The organism is Chitinophaga solisilvae, assembly GCF_009928525.1.
Lineage (GTDB): Bacteria > Bacteroidota > Bacteroidia > Chitinophagales > Chitinophagaceae > Chitinophaga > Chitinophaga solisilvae.
In genome coordinates this window covers 1-14,281 of sequence record NZ_JAABOK010000031.1, presented here as the reverse complement: position 1 = coordinate 14,281, position 14,281 = coordinate 1, and the positions used below count along the sequence as shown (strand labels likewise).

The 14,281-nt window shown below is 49.1% G+C and carries 10 protein-coding genes; 5 read left to right on the top strand and 5 right to left on the bottom strand.

The features are described from left to right. Positions 1 to 269 precede the first annotated feature (269 nt). From GWG06_RS30225 to GWG06_RS30210, 4 genes are read left to right on the top strand one after another with little or no spacing between them, the layout of a single operon-like run. The gene (locus GWG06_RS30225; RefSeq protein WP_160718159.1) at positions 270 to 3,425 is read left to right on the top strand and encodes a SusC/RagA family TonB-linked outer membrane protein; all 3,156 of its coding nucleotides are present in this window, start codon (positions 270 to 272) and stop codon (positions 3,423 to 3,425) included. 18 nt (positions 3,426 to 3,443) lie between these two features. Continuing rightward, positions 3,444 to 4,985 carry a RagB/SusD family nutrient uptake outer membrane protein gene (locus GWG06_RS30220; RefSeq protein ID WP_127043710.1) on the top strand — a complete coding sequence of 514 codons (1,542 nt, stop codon included), beginning with the start codon at positions 3,444 to 3,446 and terminating at the stop codon, positions 4,983 to 4,985. A gap of 34 nt (positions 4,986 to 5,019) precedes the next feature. Next, a complete protein-coding gene (locus tag GWG06_RS30215; RefSeq protein ID WP_160718158.1) occupies positions 5,020 to 5,703 on the top strand; it encodes a hypothetical protein in 684 nt (227 codons plus the stop codon). Positions 5,704 to 5,731: 28 nt separating this feature from the next. Continuing rightward, positions 5,732 to 6,718 (top strand): DUF5007 domain-containing protein, encoded by a 987-nt coding sequence (locus GWG06_RS30210; protein ID WP_158631639.1) that lies wholly within the window; start codon positions 5,732 to 5,734, stop codon positions 6,716 to 6,718. A gap of 144 nt (positions 6,719 to 6,862) precedes the next feature. Here GWG06_RS30210 and GWG06_RS30205 read toward each other — a convergent pair whose 3' ends face one another. From GWG06_RS30205 to ggt, 5 genes are all read right to left on the bottom strand, one after another. Then, positions 6,863 to 7,726: a TraB/GumN family protein gene (locus GWG06_RS30205; protein WP_160718157.1), complete on the bottom strand. Its 864-nt coding sequence runs from the start codon at positions 7,724 to 7,726 to the stop codon at positions 6,863 to 6,865. Between the two features lie 14 nt (positions 7,727 to 7,740). Beyond that, complete coding sequence (locus GWG06_RS30200) at positions 7,741 to 8,796, bottom strand: aminotransferase class I/II-fold pyridoxal phosphate-dependent enzyme (protein ID WP_127044179.1); 1,056 nt, start codon at positions 8,794 to 8,796, stop codon at positions 7,741 to 7,743. Positions 8,797 to 8,802: 6 nt separating this feature from the next. Further along, the gene (locus tag GWG06_RS30195) at positions 8,803 to 9,225 is read right to left on the bottom strand and encodes a hypothetical protein (RefSeq protein WP_127044178.1); all 423 of its coding nucleotides are present in this window, start codon (positions 9,223 to 9,225) and stop codon (positions 8,803 to 8,805) included. A 1-nt stretch (position 9,226) separates the two neighbouring features. Next, positions 9,227 to 9,754 carry a DUF1572 family protein gene (locus GWG06_RS30190; protein WP_160718156.1) on the bottom strand — a complete coding sequence of 176 codons (528 nt, stop codon included), beginning with the start codon at positions 9,752 to 9,754 and terminating at the stop codon, positions 9,227 to 9,229. A 93-nt stretch (positions 9,755 to 9,847) separates the two neighbouring features. Further along, a complete protein-coding gene (gene ggt, locus GWG06_RS30185; protein WP_160718155.1) occupies positions 9,848 to 11,554 on the bottom strand; it encodes a gamma-glutamyltransferase in 1,707 nt (568 codons plus the stop codon). Between the two features lie 66 nt (positions 11,555 to 11,620). Here ggt and GWG06_RS30180 point away from each other — a divergent pair, with 66 nt between their 5' ends. Beyond that, on the top strand, positions 11,621 to 14,149 hold the full coding sequence (locus GWG06_RS30180; RefSeq protein WP_160718154.1) for a M14 family metallopeptidase: 2,529 nt from the start codon (positions 11,621 to 11,623) through the stop codon (positions 14,147 to 14,149). Positions 14,150 to 14,281: the final 132 nt, after the last annotated feature.

Sequence of the window (14,281 nt, the reverse complement as noted above, 5' to 3'; positions counted from 1 at the left end):
TTGTCATTTAATTGTCCTGATTGTGTTGAATGTTTTTAAGATTTCTTTAACATTTATACTTTTCTCTCCGGATGAACAATGTTTTGGATAATGCCTGTAAGTAATCGGCATTATCATAATCAACCAAATGAAGTGAACAATATTTTTCAGTGAGCAAAAAAATCCAATAAGTCTAACTGTAATTCATCAGCCAGAATTTCAAGTTTTTATCAGCCATCGTAACGGATGATCTGCCGGATCATTCCTGTTAAAATTCAAAACCAGAATCTATGTACAAAAAGTTGCTATTGTTAGCACTCATGGGAATGCTATGCCTGCATGTGTGGGCGCAGGACCAGAAAATTTCCGGAGTCGTTAAGGATGAAAAGGGAACAGGTATTCCCGGTGCTACCGTCAAAGAAGTGGGCGTATCCAACGGTGCGGCCACCAATCCGGAAGGGAAATTCAACCTCGTATTAAAAGGCACATCGGGTAAGCTGACTGTTTCATTTATTGGCTATGAAACGCAGACCGTTACCCTTTCGGGCGCACAAAACTATACGATACAACTGAAGCCGGATGCCAAAAGCCTGAAAGATGTGGTGGTGATAGGCTACCAGGAGGTAAAGCGGAAAACTGTTACAGCAGCCGTTTCCAGCGTAAAGGGCAAGGAAATAGAGAACTTGCCTTCTCCGAGCTTCGATCAGTTGCTGCAGGGACGCGCTGCCGGCCTGAACGTGCAGAACTTCACCGGTGAGCCGGGCGTACGCGGGTCTTTCGTTATCCGGGGTAATACCTCTATCAGCCGCACGGTGGACAATGCCCGCGCATTAAGCGCTCCGTTGTTTGTGATTGACGGTATTCCCATTTCGCTGGACGATGCCGCGGCATTCGATAATACCGGTACCAACTACATAGCAGGGCTGAACCCGAATGACATTGAATCCATCGACATTCTGAAAGATGCTTCCGCAGCCGCTATCTACGGTTCCCGCGGGGCCAACGGCGTTGTGATCATCAAAACCAGAAGAGGCAAGCCGGGCAAACCTCAGGTGAATTTTTCCACCTATGCCGGGTTAACGCAGAAACCAAAGTTTGAACAGGTGTATGGCGGAGCTGAAGAAAGACAGTTTAAAATGAATTACCTGCTCAACCGGCTGGACTACGTGCTGCTGCAGACTAAATTACCAATGATATTGACAGATAGTCTGAACCCTGCTTTCACAGGCGCTTTGGACTGGCAGGATATGTTTTACCGCAATGGTATTGTACAGAACTATGATCTGTCCGTTGCCGGCGCAAATGACCTGGTGAACTACCGGGTGAGCGGAAACTATTACAATGAAGATGGTATTGTAAAAGGCACCGGTTTCAAACGATATACCGTTTCTGCCGCTATGGGTATGAAGATGTCTTCCCGCCTGAATGTAGACGCATTGTTCCGCCTGAGCAGAGGTGACCGCTCCCGTGGCAGAGGACAGTTTCCGGGCGAAAACACCATCCCCCTCTACAGCGGACAGTACTTATCTTCCCTGTTTAACCTCTCCGACTACGAAAAGAATAACTATACCGGCGATCTGAAAGACGGAAGGGATAAAAACATCAATGATGACATTACCGGAAGTATTACGCTGACTTACGACATTAACAGCAAGCTGCGTTTTTCTTCCATGGGGTCTATTCAGTCCAGTGTGAACAGCCGCGATATCTTCAGGCCGGGTACACTTAACATGGTGGGTTTATCTTATGCGCAGAGTAACAAGAGCCGTTATGAAAACCTGAACCTGGATAATACACTGAACTTTACGACCAACATATTCTCAAAAGAGCATCATCTCAACGTGCTGCTGGGTAACTCCATCAACCAGGTGAAAAATGAGTACACCGGTATCGGCGGCGGATCTATGACGAATGACAACGTAAAAGTGGTGCAGGGCTTTGATCCCAACTACCTGGCTATAAAAGATCCTTATGGTAATATCATTTCAGGATCCAACTATGAAGCGGCCGGCATGCTGTCTTTCTTTGCACGTGTGAACTATGACTATAAGGAGAAATACCTGTTATCGTTTGCGTGGCGTGCGGATGCATCCTCCCGTTTTGGCCGTAACAGCCGCTGGGGATATTTTCCGTCTGTTTCCCTGGGCTGGAATATTCTTGATGAAGCATTTGCCAGCTCTTTCAAATCCTGGGTGGATATGTTCAAGATCCGTGGCAGCTACGGTGTTACAGGTAGCCTGCCGGCAGGATATTACCTGCCTTACAATACCTACAGTATTAACCAGGGTACCTACGGCGGCGGAACAGGTGGTACCTATAACGGCGTAAACGCTGTAACCCCCAACTTTAACGGTGGTGTGGCGCAGAGCGGCTTAACCTGGGAACAGTCTATACAATCCAACCTCGGATTTGATGCGGCATTCTTTAACAACCGGTTGACGGTTACCGTGGATGCCTATAACCGGGGTAAATCCAAAGTGCTGTTTGATTTACTGCTGCCATCTACCAGCGGTTACAATAAAGTAAATACCAACTCTGTCGGGCTGCGTAATACCGGTGTGGAATTTACCGTAATGGGCCGCCTGATGCCTGCAAAAAGCGCTTTCCAATGGAACTCGCGTATGATCCTGTCTTTCAACAAAAACCAGATTACCTCCCTGCCTAATGGCAACCGTGATCTCGTGGTATCTGACGATAACCTGGGCATCACCTATATACTCACCAAAGGCCGTCCTATCAATGAGTACTATATGATGAAAAGCATAGGCGTATATTCTTCTGACAAGGATATTCCCTTTAATCCGTATACCGGTGAAAAGATGACCTACTGGAACGGTAATCATACTGTCAGACCAGGAGATTTTATCTGGGTAGATCAGAACGGCGACTATGACGTATGGGACTGGAATGACAAGGTACGGGGAGGCAATCCCAACCCGCGCATTACCGGCGGCTTTACCAATACGTTCAGCTATAAGAACTTCAGCCTGGAAGTATTTGTCACCTTTTTGCTGGGGCGTGAAATATATAACAAGTACATGTCCGACCGCCTGGTGGGCCTGAGAAATGATATGGGAACCATTGCCGGTATTGATCCGTCAAAACTCGATACCTGGCATCAGCCCGGAGATAACGCTAAGTATGCAGAGCTGCTTCCCTACGGAAGGGATTACTACTATCAGTTCCTGCCTTTCTCAACCGCATTCGTGGAAAACGGCAGCTACGCCAGAATCAAGTACCTGAACCTTTCCTACACCTTCCCGCGCAAATGGCTGGACCGTATTAACCTGCGCAATCTGCAGATATACGGCGTAGTGGATAACCTGAAAATGTTCCAGGTATCAGGTGTGCCGGATGCAGAAGCTGTTGATGAAAGAGGTACGTATACCGGCGGAGGTTATCCGTTGCCGAAGAAATATACGCTGGGTGTAAATGTTGGTTTTTAAAATTAAAAAGAAAGAACAATGAGTTATCTGAAATATATAATTACCGCAGTATTGGCCGGAACCCTGTTGCTGCCGTTTGTATCCTGCAAGAAGCTGCTGGACCAGGATCCGCTTAATTCTCCGTACAATGGCGTTTTCTGGCAGAATCAGCGTGATGCCGAACAGGGCGTTGCCGGCGCATACGCCATGCTCAGAAGGGCGCTGACCGTTAACACCGCATTTGGCGGGGATATGTCGCACTTTGCATACGGTTCACTGCCCAGCTACGAGTTTGAAAGATATGATCAGTATGACCTGGGACAGCTCACAGGAGGAGATACCCGTTTCCCGGTAGCCAACTACCTGGGCGCATACCTGGACCCGCTGCATAACTGGTCCCCCTATTATAAAGTGATCACGCAGACTAACATCATCCTGTATAATGTTCCCAAAATTCCCGATAATCAATTTACAGAATCGCCCGCCAGGGCCAGGAACAGGTACCTGGGAGAAGCCTACTTCCTGCGTGCATACGCCTACTTCTATATGACACGGCTGTGGGGAGACGTGCCGCTGGTGACCAGCTATGACGAAGATCCTGCACATGCTGACAACATAAAGCGTACTAACGAAAAAGAAGTGCTGGACAACTGTATCCGCGATCTGAAACAGGCTGTCAACCTGTTGCCATGGACAGCCAAAAACGGAAATGAGAAAGCGGTACGCGCCAGCAAAGGCGCTGCATACGCCCTGATGGCGCATGTTTACATGTGGAAGAATTTCCTGATGAATGGCAGCGATCAGCAAAACCTGACCAACGCCATCGCAGCCGTGGATTCACTGGAAGGCAGCGGCGTTTATCAGCTGCTGCCACGTGAAATGTATCCTAAAATATTTCACGGAAAAACAGACGAAGGCATATTCGAAATCAATATGCAGGTAGCGCAGGGCGAACAGCAGACAGAAACAGGGTTCTATTTTTTAAACCTGAAAGAACCTTTCATCAGAAATAAAACCGGTAAACTGGGCGTGTTGAACAAGGAACTGCTGGATGATTTATATGATGATGAAAAAGATGTACGCAAAAATTACTTCTTCAAAGGATTTGATGAAATCAACGGAGAAAAAATATTGCTGTGCAAATTTGCAGGACCCAATGCAGAAAATATCTATTATAAAAATCCGGGTAATGCTTCTGCACCAGCCGTAGATGCCAATATTATCCTCATGCGCTATCCAGACCTGCTGCTGCTGCGTGCAGAAGCTTATGCAGACCTCAGCAACACCGGCGCCGCACTGAACGATATCAATAAAGTACGCGCCCGTGCCGGAGCTGATCCTACTGATGGCAACGGAGATGTAAAGTATGAAGTATTCCGGGAACGTTCCCGCGAACTGTTCGGCGAAGCGCAACGCTGGTATGATCTGGTGCGTACCGGTTACCTGAAAACAGAAAACGGCGGTAAGTTCACACTGGAACGCTACAATGCCGGAGGCTGGAAATGGCCGGTAGCCAGAGCTTTATTCCTTAACAACAATGTACTGATTCAAAACCCCTACTGGTTAGGATTAGTTAACTAGTACAATTTTATCAGGAACAGAAAAAATGAAGATTATGAACAAACTGCAACCAATTATCATAAAATATGCAGGAGCGCTGTTACTGGCTTCCCTGTTGTTCGCGGCATGTAAGAAAGATGATCATTTTATCGGTGGTACCCCGACCGATCCGTATGCCAAATCCAATCTGACAACCTACGACTATCTGAAGCAGAATAAGCTGTTTGACACGCTTGTGCTGATGATAGACAGGGCCGGTATGAAAGATGAAATCAACGGCAATGTTACTTTCTTCGCTTCTACCAACTATTCTATCAAAACACTGATAGATGTCAGAACAAAACTCATTCAGCTGAAGTATAACAACGAGAATATCAAGTATACGCTGGACAGCTTCCCCGTAATGGAACTACGCGATAGTATCCGTGCATATATGTACAAGGGAAATGTAGAAAGAAGAAACCTTTCGCTGGAAAGGCAGGTATTTAAAAATATGGTGGGAGAAGATTTTATTATCCGCCTGGTAGAAACAACGGATTACAGCGGCATCTTCTCCAAACCTGTTCAATATCTGGAGCTTACCAAAATCATAGATGGCCAGGATCCTGACCCGCTGCCTGAAAACTACCCGGATGCCCGGAAGGATATTGCAGACATTATACAGACCAGCGGTATTCTCACGAAAACGGGTGTATTGCATGTGCTGCGGAATAGTCACAAATTTTATTGGATCAGATAGTATCCGGTCATTCAAAAAACAACGTATTATGTCAAATAAATATCTCTGGTACAGATGGTGCAGCCTTTTACTGACAGCAGTTCTGCTGGCAGCCGGCTGTAAGAAAATAGATGAAGGTTTTTTAAGCGACGGACTGTATGTTCCCGACAGCCCCATTAAAATTGAACGCGGTAACCCCTTCCAGAAAACCGCCTCCATTCTGGCAGACGGCACTACACAACCTATGACGGTAAAGCTGCTGGACATCAGAAGGGCGGATAATAAAAAACGGGCAGATGAATTTTTCAGGGAGTATAACGTTTACGTATACACGGCAGCTATAGATCCGGAGAAGGATACTACTATTGAACAGGTAAATGCCAAAAGGGTATTGAAAAAGATGCAGCCGTTTGTTTTCCTGCCCAGCGGCCAGTTTGTATTCAACGGGGCTACAGACAGCCTGCCACTCGGCGTTGCCTACGAATACGATGTGGAAGTATCAAATGTAGCGGGCACCAGGAAGTTCACCAACATCGGCTTAATGACAACCATTGATCCACCCCTGTTCAAGAAAACATCTCTCGGCGGCTGTAACTGGTTCCAGGACTTCGGTACCAAAAACGGCAGCATGGGCGATCTTACCTTCAATATCACCAAGGTAGCTGATACAGGCACCTCTGTCATTTTGAAAATTGCCGATCAGTTTGGGAAACCATTCAATCCGAAAAAAGGCGAGATCATCAAACGCGGTGACCGGCCTACCTTTGAGAGCTATGCAAGATTTCACCCCGTTGTATATACAGATACATCCATGATCTGTAACTTCGAAATCACGCCATTCCCCGTAAGAGAAATTCCGGGTTACGGCGGTTACCTGATGTATTACCGCATCCCCAGCAATTTCGTTGTCCTGGATAATAATATCCCCGGCATGGAACCCGGCCCGAACAGCGTAAACCCCCGGTTCGGCTTCCAGATTATCAAAGCCGGAACATATCTGGTGGAGATAAGGCTGCCGAAAACAACAAGGAAATAATTATTATTTAGTTATTTGGTTATTTGAGATTTGATTATTTGAAATGCAGCGGAGATTATCAGGAAGGTTTTAACTTTTTCTTCCCGGTAATCTCCGCTGCATTTTAAATAATCAGATCTCAAATAACCAAATAATCAAATGAATTTATCTGAGGGGTTCCACTACGAATCCCTGTTTTTTTAGCAGTGCTATCAAGCCCTGTGCGCCGGCGAGATGGGCGGCGCCAACTGCATAAAATACCGGACCCTGGGCAGACATACTGGTTATTTTGGGTATCCAGGCCTGGTTGCGGTTAAATAGGAGCAGGTGCTGATAATCTTTCAGGTCGGGGGCGGTTGTGGTGAGTTGATATATTTTATCGAGGTCCTGTGACCGGTAGGCCTGTACGAGGTCATGGAATTCCCTGCCGTTGTTTTTTAAGTCCCGCACCATGCTGAGGATCATGGCTGCTTCGGTTTTATCCGGGATGCTGTCGAACAGTTGTACCTGCTGCTCTCTGGTTTCGAGGGCGGCAATTTTTTTCTGCTGGCTCTGTGCGATATCGGCGAGTTCGGTTTCCGGAGATACGGGCTGATCGCAGGGCAGCGCTTTACGGAGCAGGATGCTGGTCACCAGCATAGGTTTGGCTCTGTCTACCTTTTCAATATTGATATGGAGGACGTTGGTGAAGTAATCTTCCAGCTCCGCGAAAGAAGTACTGTCAAACAGGCTTTTGAAGGAATAATCTTCCGGCATGAGCAGGAGTTCCTTCATTTTCCGCGGCGTTTCAGGATCTGTAATATCAATTTCCAGGCAGAGCGTATTGGTGGCCTGCAGTGCGGTGGTGACAGCCGGTGTGAGGCGGAGGTCATCTTTGCAGATCATGTGGATGGTACCGAAGAGGTAGGAGGGAGATGACAGTCCTTTTCCTGAAACTTTCCACAGCAGGGAAGATTGCTGTGCGGACGCAATAGTGTACAGGAAGACTGCTGCGAATAGCAGGCTAATCGTTTTGGAGCAGGCGTGCATGGTTTATCGTCTTTCTATCTAAAACCAACTTCACTGAGAAAATGTTGCAGCGTAATCATATCTTTTTGCACATGTAATGCAGATATGATGGCTCTGTTTACAGGGCTGCTATGTGGGAAGGGATACGGGAAGCTGGAGATGATGACATCTCTTTCTGCAAGATAAGCTGCCAGTGGTGGCTGTGATTCATTCTGCGGCAGTACAAATATGGGCAGGGCATGCGGATTATGCACCGGGGTGTCTGCTGTCAGATGCAGGAAGAAAGCAATGTTCTGCTGCAGCTGTCTCCGTAACTGTTGTATCAGCGGCTGTGCATGTAACCAGGCATATGCATTGGCGGGCATCATGGGAGTGCTGCCGGTAAAGAAAGAGGAGCGCTTGAGCGCGGCAATGTCTGCCGCATTACCTGCTACCACACCGGCTTCCAGGCTGAATGCCTTAGCCATGGATGCGGTGATGAGGTAATGCAGGTGATCTGTTCCCGGCAGAAAATGAATAATGCCTTGTCCCTGCGGGCCAAGTATACCGATGCCATGGGAGTCGTCTATCAGCACCAGCGTTCTGCGTTCCAGCTGTCGCAGCCAGTCGAAGGAGTTGATGGTGCTGGTGAGCGGGTTCACGGCATCTGCAACAATTACATAGGTATTATCCGGAGCGCTGTTGACTTTACTGATGGTGGCATCTGTCCATTCATGGTAGCTGATATCGGGCAGCTGCGGGGTATGATGCCACAGCGAAGGGTGCGCGCCCGGAGCATAGCATAATTCCCCGCGGGTGGCGGCATAATGCACGGCGGCCTGGGCTGCCATATAACCGGAGGAGAATACGACGGCAGCCTGCTGCTGCAATAAGGTACTCAGCGAGTGTTCTGCTTCTGCAAACAGGGACAGGCGCACATTACCGGCCCTGGAAGAGGGGAACAAGGTACCGTATTGCTCAATACCTGCTGTCAGCACGGCTTTGAAATCGGGATGCTGATGCAGCCCGAGATAGGAAAATCCTGAAAAAAACAGGCAGCTCCTGCCTTCTATGATGACGGTTCTGCCTGGAGTAAGGTCTGTATGTAGCATAGGATATTATTCTTTCCTGGTACGCAGTATGAAATGAAAATCGCCGGAAACCACTTTCATATCAAACAGGTTATCATCCAGATGTTCTACGGTTACCAGGTTTTCCGCTGCGCGGGAACCATTGGACGCAGTCACGGATATGACCTTGCCGTTGCTGAGCAGGAAGTATTTTCCTGAGTCCGGCTTGCCGGCGATGGTGGCCACAAAAACGTCATTGTCCAGGAACTGGTAATACACGTCGCTGTAGTACCCTTCCTTCAGATCTTTGGCCTGTATCTGCTGCGTGTTGTTATACGGATCTCCGGCCGGCACTTTCACATCATACACCCGCCACTTTTTATGCAGCAGCAGCCTGTTGGTTCTGGCGCTGTTACATGCTGCGAGCAGGCCGGACAATACGATAACGGTAATGAATATACGTAATTTCATTTTATTTTTTTCCTGGTGTTTTTCTGAAGTATTCGGCGGACTGTCCTTTGGGTATGGAAAGACTTTCCCAGCCGGTACCCAGCAAGGCTTTTCCGATATAAACTATCTGCCCGACATGATAAGGCACATGCGCCAGCTGCCGGTTAATGGCATCCATGGCGGAATGCGCTTCTCCCCGGATGTATACGGTTTTTTCCAGGTCTTCCGGCTGGAGGTTGTCTATGGTGTTCAGCAGGCAGTTCCAGCCTTCGTTCCAGCGTTGCAGTATTTCTTCCTGGGACAGGTTATCTTCTTCAAATTCCTGATCCCTGTTACGTCCTTCCTTCTCTCCGTCGGTAGTCAGAAAATCTGTCCAGCGGGAGAGCATATTGCCATGCAGGTGCTTTACGATCATGGCTATACTGTTGGGCTCTCCGGAAGGTTGCCAGTGGAGCTGTACCGCTGTAAGCCTGTCCAGTGTTTTCGTTCCGAGATCCTTGTAGGAGCGGAACCGTTGTCTGATGCTTTCAAGATATAAATTACCTGACATAACCATTAATTTTATCGTTAAAAATCTGTGTTCAATCTATCTGATAGTGTCCGGTCAAAGGAACAACATCTCAGTTAAACAAATAAGAAAATACTAAAAGCCCGCCACGCTGTCATCCCCGCGTTTGTCTCCGACCGCCGTCAGCTGACGGGTAGCGGGTGTCCGTTGAATAATTTCGGTATGACCGATAGGTCCGCGTTTCACTACTTTATATCCCATTTGTTGCAGAGCCTGGAGGGTGCTGTCCGGGAAATCGGCTTCCACTGCTACTTCATCGGGCAGCCACTGATGATGGAATTTAGGTTTGTTGATAGCATCGGCAGGGGAGAGGCCAAATTCCAGGGTATTCAGAAGGGTCTGGAATACGGAGGTGATGATGGTAGAACCACCGGGCGTACCCAGGGAATAGAGTGCCTGTTTACCTTTCAGTACGATGGTGGGCGTCATGGAGCTGAGCATGCGTTTACCGGGGGCAATCGCATTGGCTTCGTTGCCTACCAGTCCGTACATATTGGGAACGCCGGGTTTAACGCTGAAATCATCCATTTCATTGTTAAGGAGGAAGCCTGCCTTGCCCGCCACTGTTTTGCTGCCATAGTGCCCGTTCAGGGTAGTGGTAACAGATACGGCATTACCGGCAGCATCGATAATACTGAGGTGGGTGGTTTCCGTACTTTCCGGGAATACGCCTGCTTTGGTGAGGGTGCTGCTGCCTGCTTTCATGGGTTCAAAGTCCTGCATCCGTGATGTGATGTATTGTTTGTTCATGAGTTGCTGCACGGGTACTTTAATAAAGTCGGGATCGCCGAGGAACTGTGCCCGGTCGGCATATGCGCGGCGTTCTGCCTCTATCATCAGCTGAACGGCGCGGGGAGAATGGAAGCCCCATGTTGCCAGCGGATATTTTTCTACCATGCCCATCATCTGCCGCAGGCAGATGCCTCCGCTGGAAGGCAGCGGCATGGTCAGAATCGTATAGCCTTTATAGTTAAATGCCAGTGCTTCGCGTTCCTTTGCCCGGTAGTTTTTCAGGTCGTCGGCAGTGATGATGCCTTTGCCCCGTTGCATTTCCGCTACGATGGCAGCAGCAGTTTCCCCTTCATAGAATCCTGCGGCGCCTTTATTTCGTATAAGCGTGAGCGTATGAGCCAGTTCCGGCTGCAGCAGGGTATCTCCGGCCTTCCAGGGCTGTTCCTTCACGAAAGCTGTTGGCAGGGTGTTGAGCCGTTTAAAGTCAGCCCTGGCGGCATTCAGGTTGCCGGCCTCGGAGGCAGTGATGGCAAAACCTTTGGCTGCCAGCTTTATAGCCGGATCTATCAGTTTGGAGAAGGGGAGCTTTGCATATTTCATGGAGGCGAAGATGCCGGCAATAGTACCGGGGATTCCTGCTGCCAGGTGCCCGTCGATGCTCAGCTGCGTGATGGCGTTGCCGGCACTGTCCAGGTACATATCCCGTCCTGCTTTTGCCGGCGCTGTTTCCCGGTAGTCGATGGCTATATTGCGGCCATTGGTCAGGTGTGCCACCAGGAACCCGCCGCCGCCGATGTTGCCGGCGCCGGGATATACCACGGCCAGGGCCAGCTGGGTGGCAATGGCGGCATCTACCGCATTACCGCCCTGTTGCAGGATCATCACGCCTACGCGGCTCGCCAGCGGATGTGCCGAAGCTACTGCCCCACGCGGAACAGTTACCTCTTTTTCAATGTTGTAATGAAAGGGTTGTATCGGGTCAACCGGTTGTTGGGCGCAGGCGGTGAAGAAACTACCTGCAGCCAGACCTATCATAATCAGATAACGCATGTCATGGGTGTTTGCGCCGAAATTAAGAAAACAATCCCTATATTACGGTATCAAACTCCCGCATCTATGCGCCAACATCTATTACTGGCTTTGTTACTGCTTGGCTTTACGCGCTCTCAGGCACAAGTGCCGGCTCCCGACCAGTTTCTCGGCTATACCTTAGGAACACAGTTTACACCACATTACAAGGTGGTAGATTACTTTAAAGCAGTAGCCGCCGCTGCTAAAAATGTGAAAGTAGAACAGTATGGCGCCACTTATGAAGGACGCCCGCTGATAACGGCTATAGTAGCCTCCCCGGAGAACTTCAGCCGCCTGGAGGAAATACGGCAGCACAGCCAGGATATTTCCTATGCCAGGAACGCCGGCAGCGCCACGCAGCCGGTTATTGTATGGCTCAGCTACAATGTACACGGCAACGAAGCCGTTTCCACCGAAGCAGCCATGAAAACACTGTATGAACTTGTGAATAACAGTAATGCACAAACGAAAAACTGGCTCAGAAATACTGTCGTTATACTCGATCCCTGTCTGAACCCTGACGGGCGTGAACGATACGTAAACTTCTACAATGCTAACCGCAGCCTGCAACCCGATATAAACCGCTACTCGCGCGAACATAACGAACCATGGCCCGGAGGAAGACCCAATCACTACTATTTTGACCTGAACCGCGACTGGGCATGGCAGACGCAACGCGAATCACAGCAACGCGTTACCATCTACAACCGCTGGATGCCGCAGGTACATGTGGACTTCCACGAACAGGAGATAGAAGCTCCCTATTATTTTGCGCCTGCCGCTGAACCCTTCCACGATGCCATCACTCCCTGGCAGCGTGAAGTACAGGTCATGATCGGGAAAAATAATGCCCGATACTTCGATGAACAGGGATGGCTGTATTTTACGAAAGAAAGATTTGACCTGTTCTATCCCAGCTACGGCGATACCTATCCCATGTATAACGGCGCTATCGGCATGACCTATGAACAGGGCGGCAGCGGAAGAGCCGGCGTGGCAGTACTGAAACGCGATGGCGATACGCTCACGCTGACAGACCGCATCGCGCATCACTTTACTACGGGCTTGTCTACCATAGAAGTAGCCTCCCAGCAGGCAGACAGGATCATGAAAGAATATGTACGCTACTTTGATGCGGCTAAGAAAGAACCACAGGGTGGCTACAAATCATACGTGATAAAGGCTGCAGGCAATACAGAAAAACTGAATACCCTCGCAGACCTGCTGAGGAAAAATAACATCGCCTTCGGATATGGCGCGCAGACAACCACCGCCAGCGGTTTCAACTATTTCACCGGCAAAACGGAAAATTTCTCTGTGGAAAAAGAAGACCTGGTGATCAATGCTTATCAGCCCCGCTCGAATATGTTACGCGTACTGTTTGAGCCTGTATCCCGCCTCACCGACTCCGTTACCTACGATATTACCGCCTGGGCGCTGCCTTATGTATACGGCCTGCCGGCCTATGCACTGAAACAGCCGCTCACGCCCGCCGCTGATTCTCCCATTATCCGCAATAATACCCCGCTGGCCATACAGCGCCCTTATGCTTACCTGGCACAGTGGAACAGCATACGTGATGTGAAGTTCCTCGCCGCCCTCCTGAAACGCGGCGTTAAGGTACGTTTCACCGAAACGCCTTTCACCTCCGGCAACAAATCATTCCCGGCAGGTACCCTCATCATCACACGTACCGGCAATACTGCCACCGGCGATGCCTTTGACGGACTGGTTACCTCCACCGCCAACCGCTTTAAAATATCCCTGGACGCCGTTACTACCGGCTTCGTTGATAAAGGAACAGACTTCGGATCTGATAAAATCCGTTTTATCAAATCTCCTAAAATCGTGCTCATCGCGGGCGACAACGTATCTTCCCTGGGACTGGGTGAAATATGGCACTTCTTTGAACAGCAGCTGGACTATCCCGTAACGGTAGTGAATGAACGAAATTTCGGCGCTGTCAACTGGGACCAGACGGATGTGCTGATCCTCGCTGACGGAGATTACAAATTCATCGACGAGAAAGCCTCTTCAGAGCGTTTGCGCGACTGGATCAGCAGCGGCGGTAAACTGATTGCGCTCGAAAGCGCCGCCGCACAGATTGCAGGCACTGACTGGGGAATGAAGCTGAAGAAAGATGAAGATGAGAAAGATGGCCCGGCAAAACTGTTTGCAGAAACCACCTACGATGCACTCAAACCGTACGCTAACCGCGAACGGGAGAGCGTAAAACAATTTATTCCCGGCGCTATATACAAAGTACAGCTGGATACCACCCATCCGCTGGCCTTCGGCTACCCCGGCATCTATTACACCCTGAAACAGGATAACCGCCTCTACGAATTCATGGAAGGCGGCGGCTGGAACGTTGGCGTATTAAAGAAAGACGCTTACCTCAGCGGCTTCGTCGGCACTGCCACCCGCAACCGCCTCAAAGACGGACTGCTGTTCGGCGCCAAAGATATTGGCAACGGCTCCCTCGTGGTACTTGCAGATGATCTGCTGTTCCGCAGCTTCTGGGAAAACGGAAAGCTGATGTTTAGTAATGCGGTGTTTTTGGTAAACCAATAAGGGTTTCAATTACGAATTACGAATTGCGAATTACGAATGTAGAAGCGAAGAGCTAAACGTAGATTAAAGGTGATATACAATAGTTATCTCTTTTAATCTACGTTTAGCTCTTCGCTTCTACATTCGTAATTC

What these genes read in the sequence shown, in the direction of transcription:
- GWG06_RS30190 (WP_160718156.1), bottom strand. Translation starts at nt 9,754, where the DNA reads ATGTCAGGTAATTTATATCTTGAAAGCATCAGACAACGGTTCCGCTCC.
- GWG06_RS30220 (WP_127043710.1), top strand. Translation starts at nt 3,444, where the DNA reads ATGAGTTATCTGAAATATATAATTACCGCAGTATTGGCCGGAACCCTG.
- GWG06_RS30180 (WP_160718154.1), top strand. Translation starts at nt 11,621, where the DNA reads ATGCGCCAACATCTATTACTGGCTTTGTTACTGCTTGGCTTTACGCGC.
- GWG06_RS30210 (WP_158631639.1), top strand. Translation starts at nt 5,732, where the DNA reads ATGTCAAATAAATATCTCTGGTACAGATGGTGCAGCCTTTTACTGACA.
- ggt (WP_160718155.1), bottom strand. Translation starts at nt 11,554, where the DNA reads ATGCGTTATCTGATTATGATAGGTCTGGCTGCAGGTAGTTTCTTCACC.
- GWG06_RS30200 (WP_127044179.1), bottom strand. Translation starts at nt 8,796, where the DNA reads ATGCTACATACAGACCTTACTCCAGGCAGAACCGTCATCATAGAAGGC.
- GWG06_RS30215 (WP_160718158.1), top strand. Translation starts at nt 5,020, where the DNA reads ATGAACAAACTGCAACCAATTATCATAAAATATGCAGGAGCGCTGTTA.
- GWG06_RS30205 (WP_160718157.1), bottom strand. Translation starts at nt 7,726, where the DNA reads ATGCACGCCTGCTCCAAAACGATTAGCCTGCTATTCGCAGCAGTCTTC.
- GWG06_RS30225 (WP_160718159.1), top strand. Translation starts at nt 270, where the DNA reads ATGTACAAAAAGTTGCTATTGTTAGCACTCATGGGAATGCTATGCCTG.
- GWG06_RS30195 (WP_127044178.1), bottom strand. Translation starts at nt 9,225, where the DNA reads ATGAAATTACGTATATTCATTACCGTTATCGTATTGTCCGGCCTGCTC.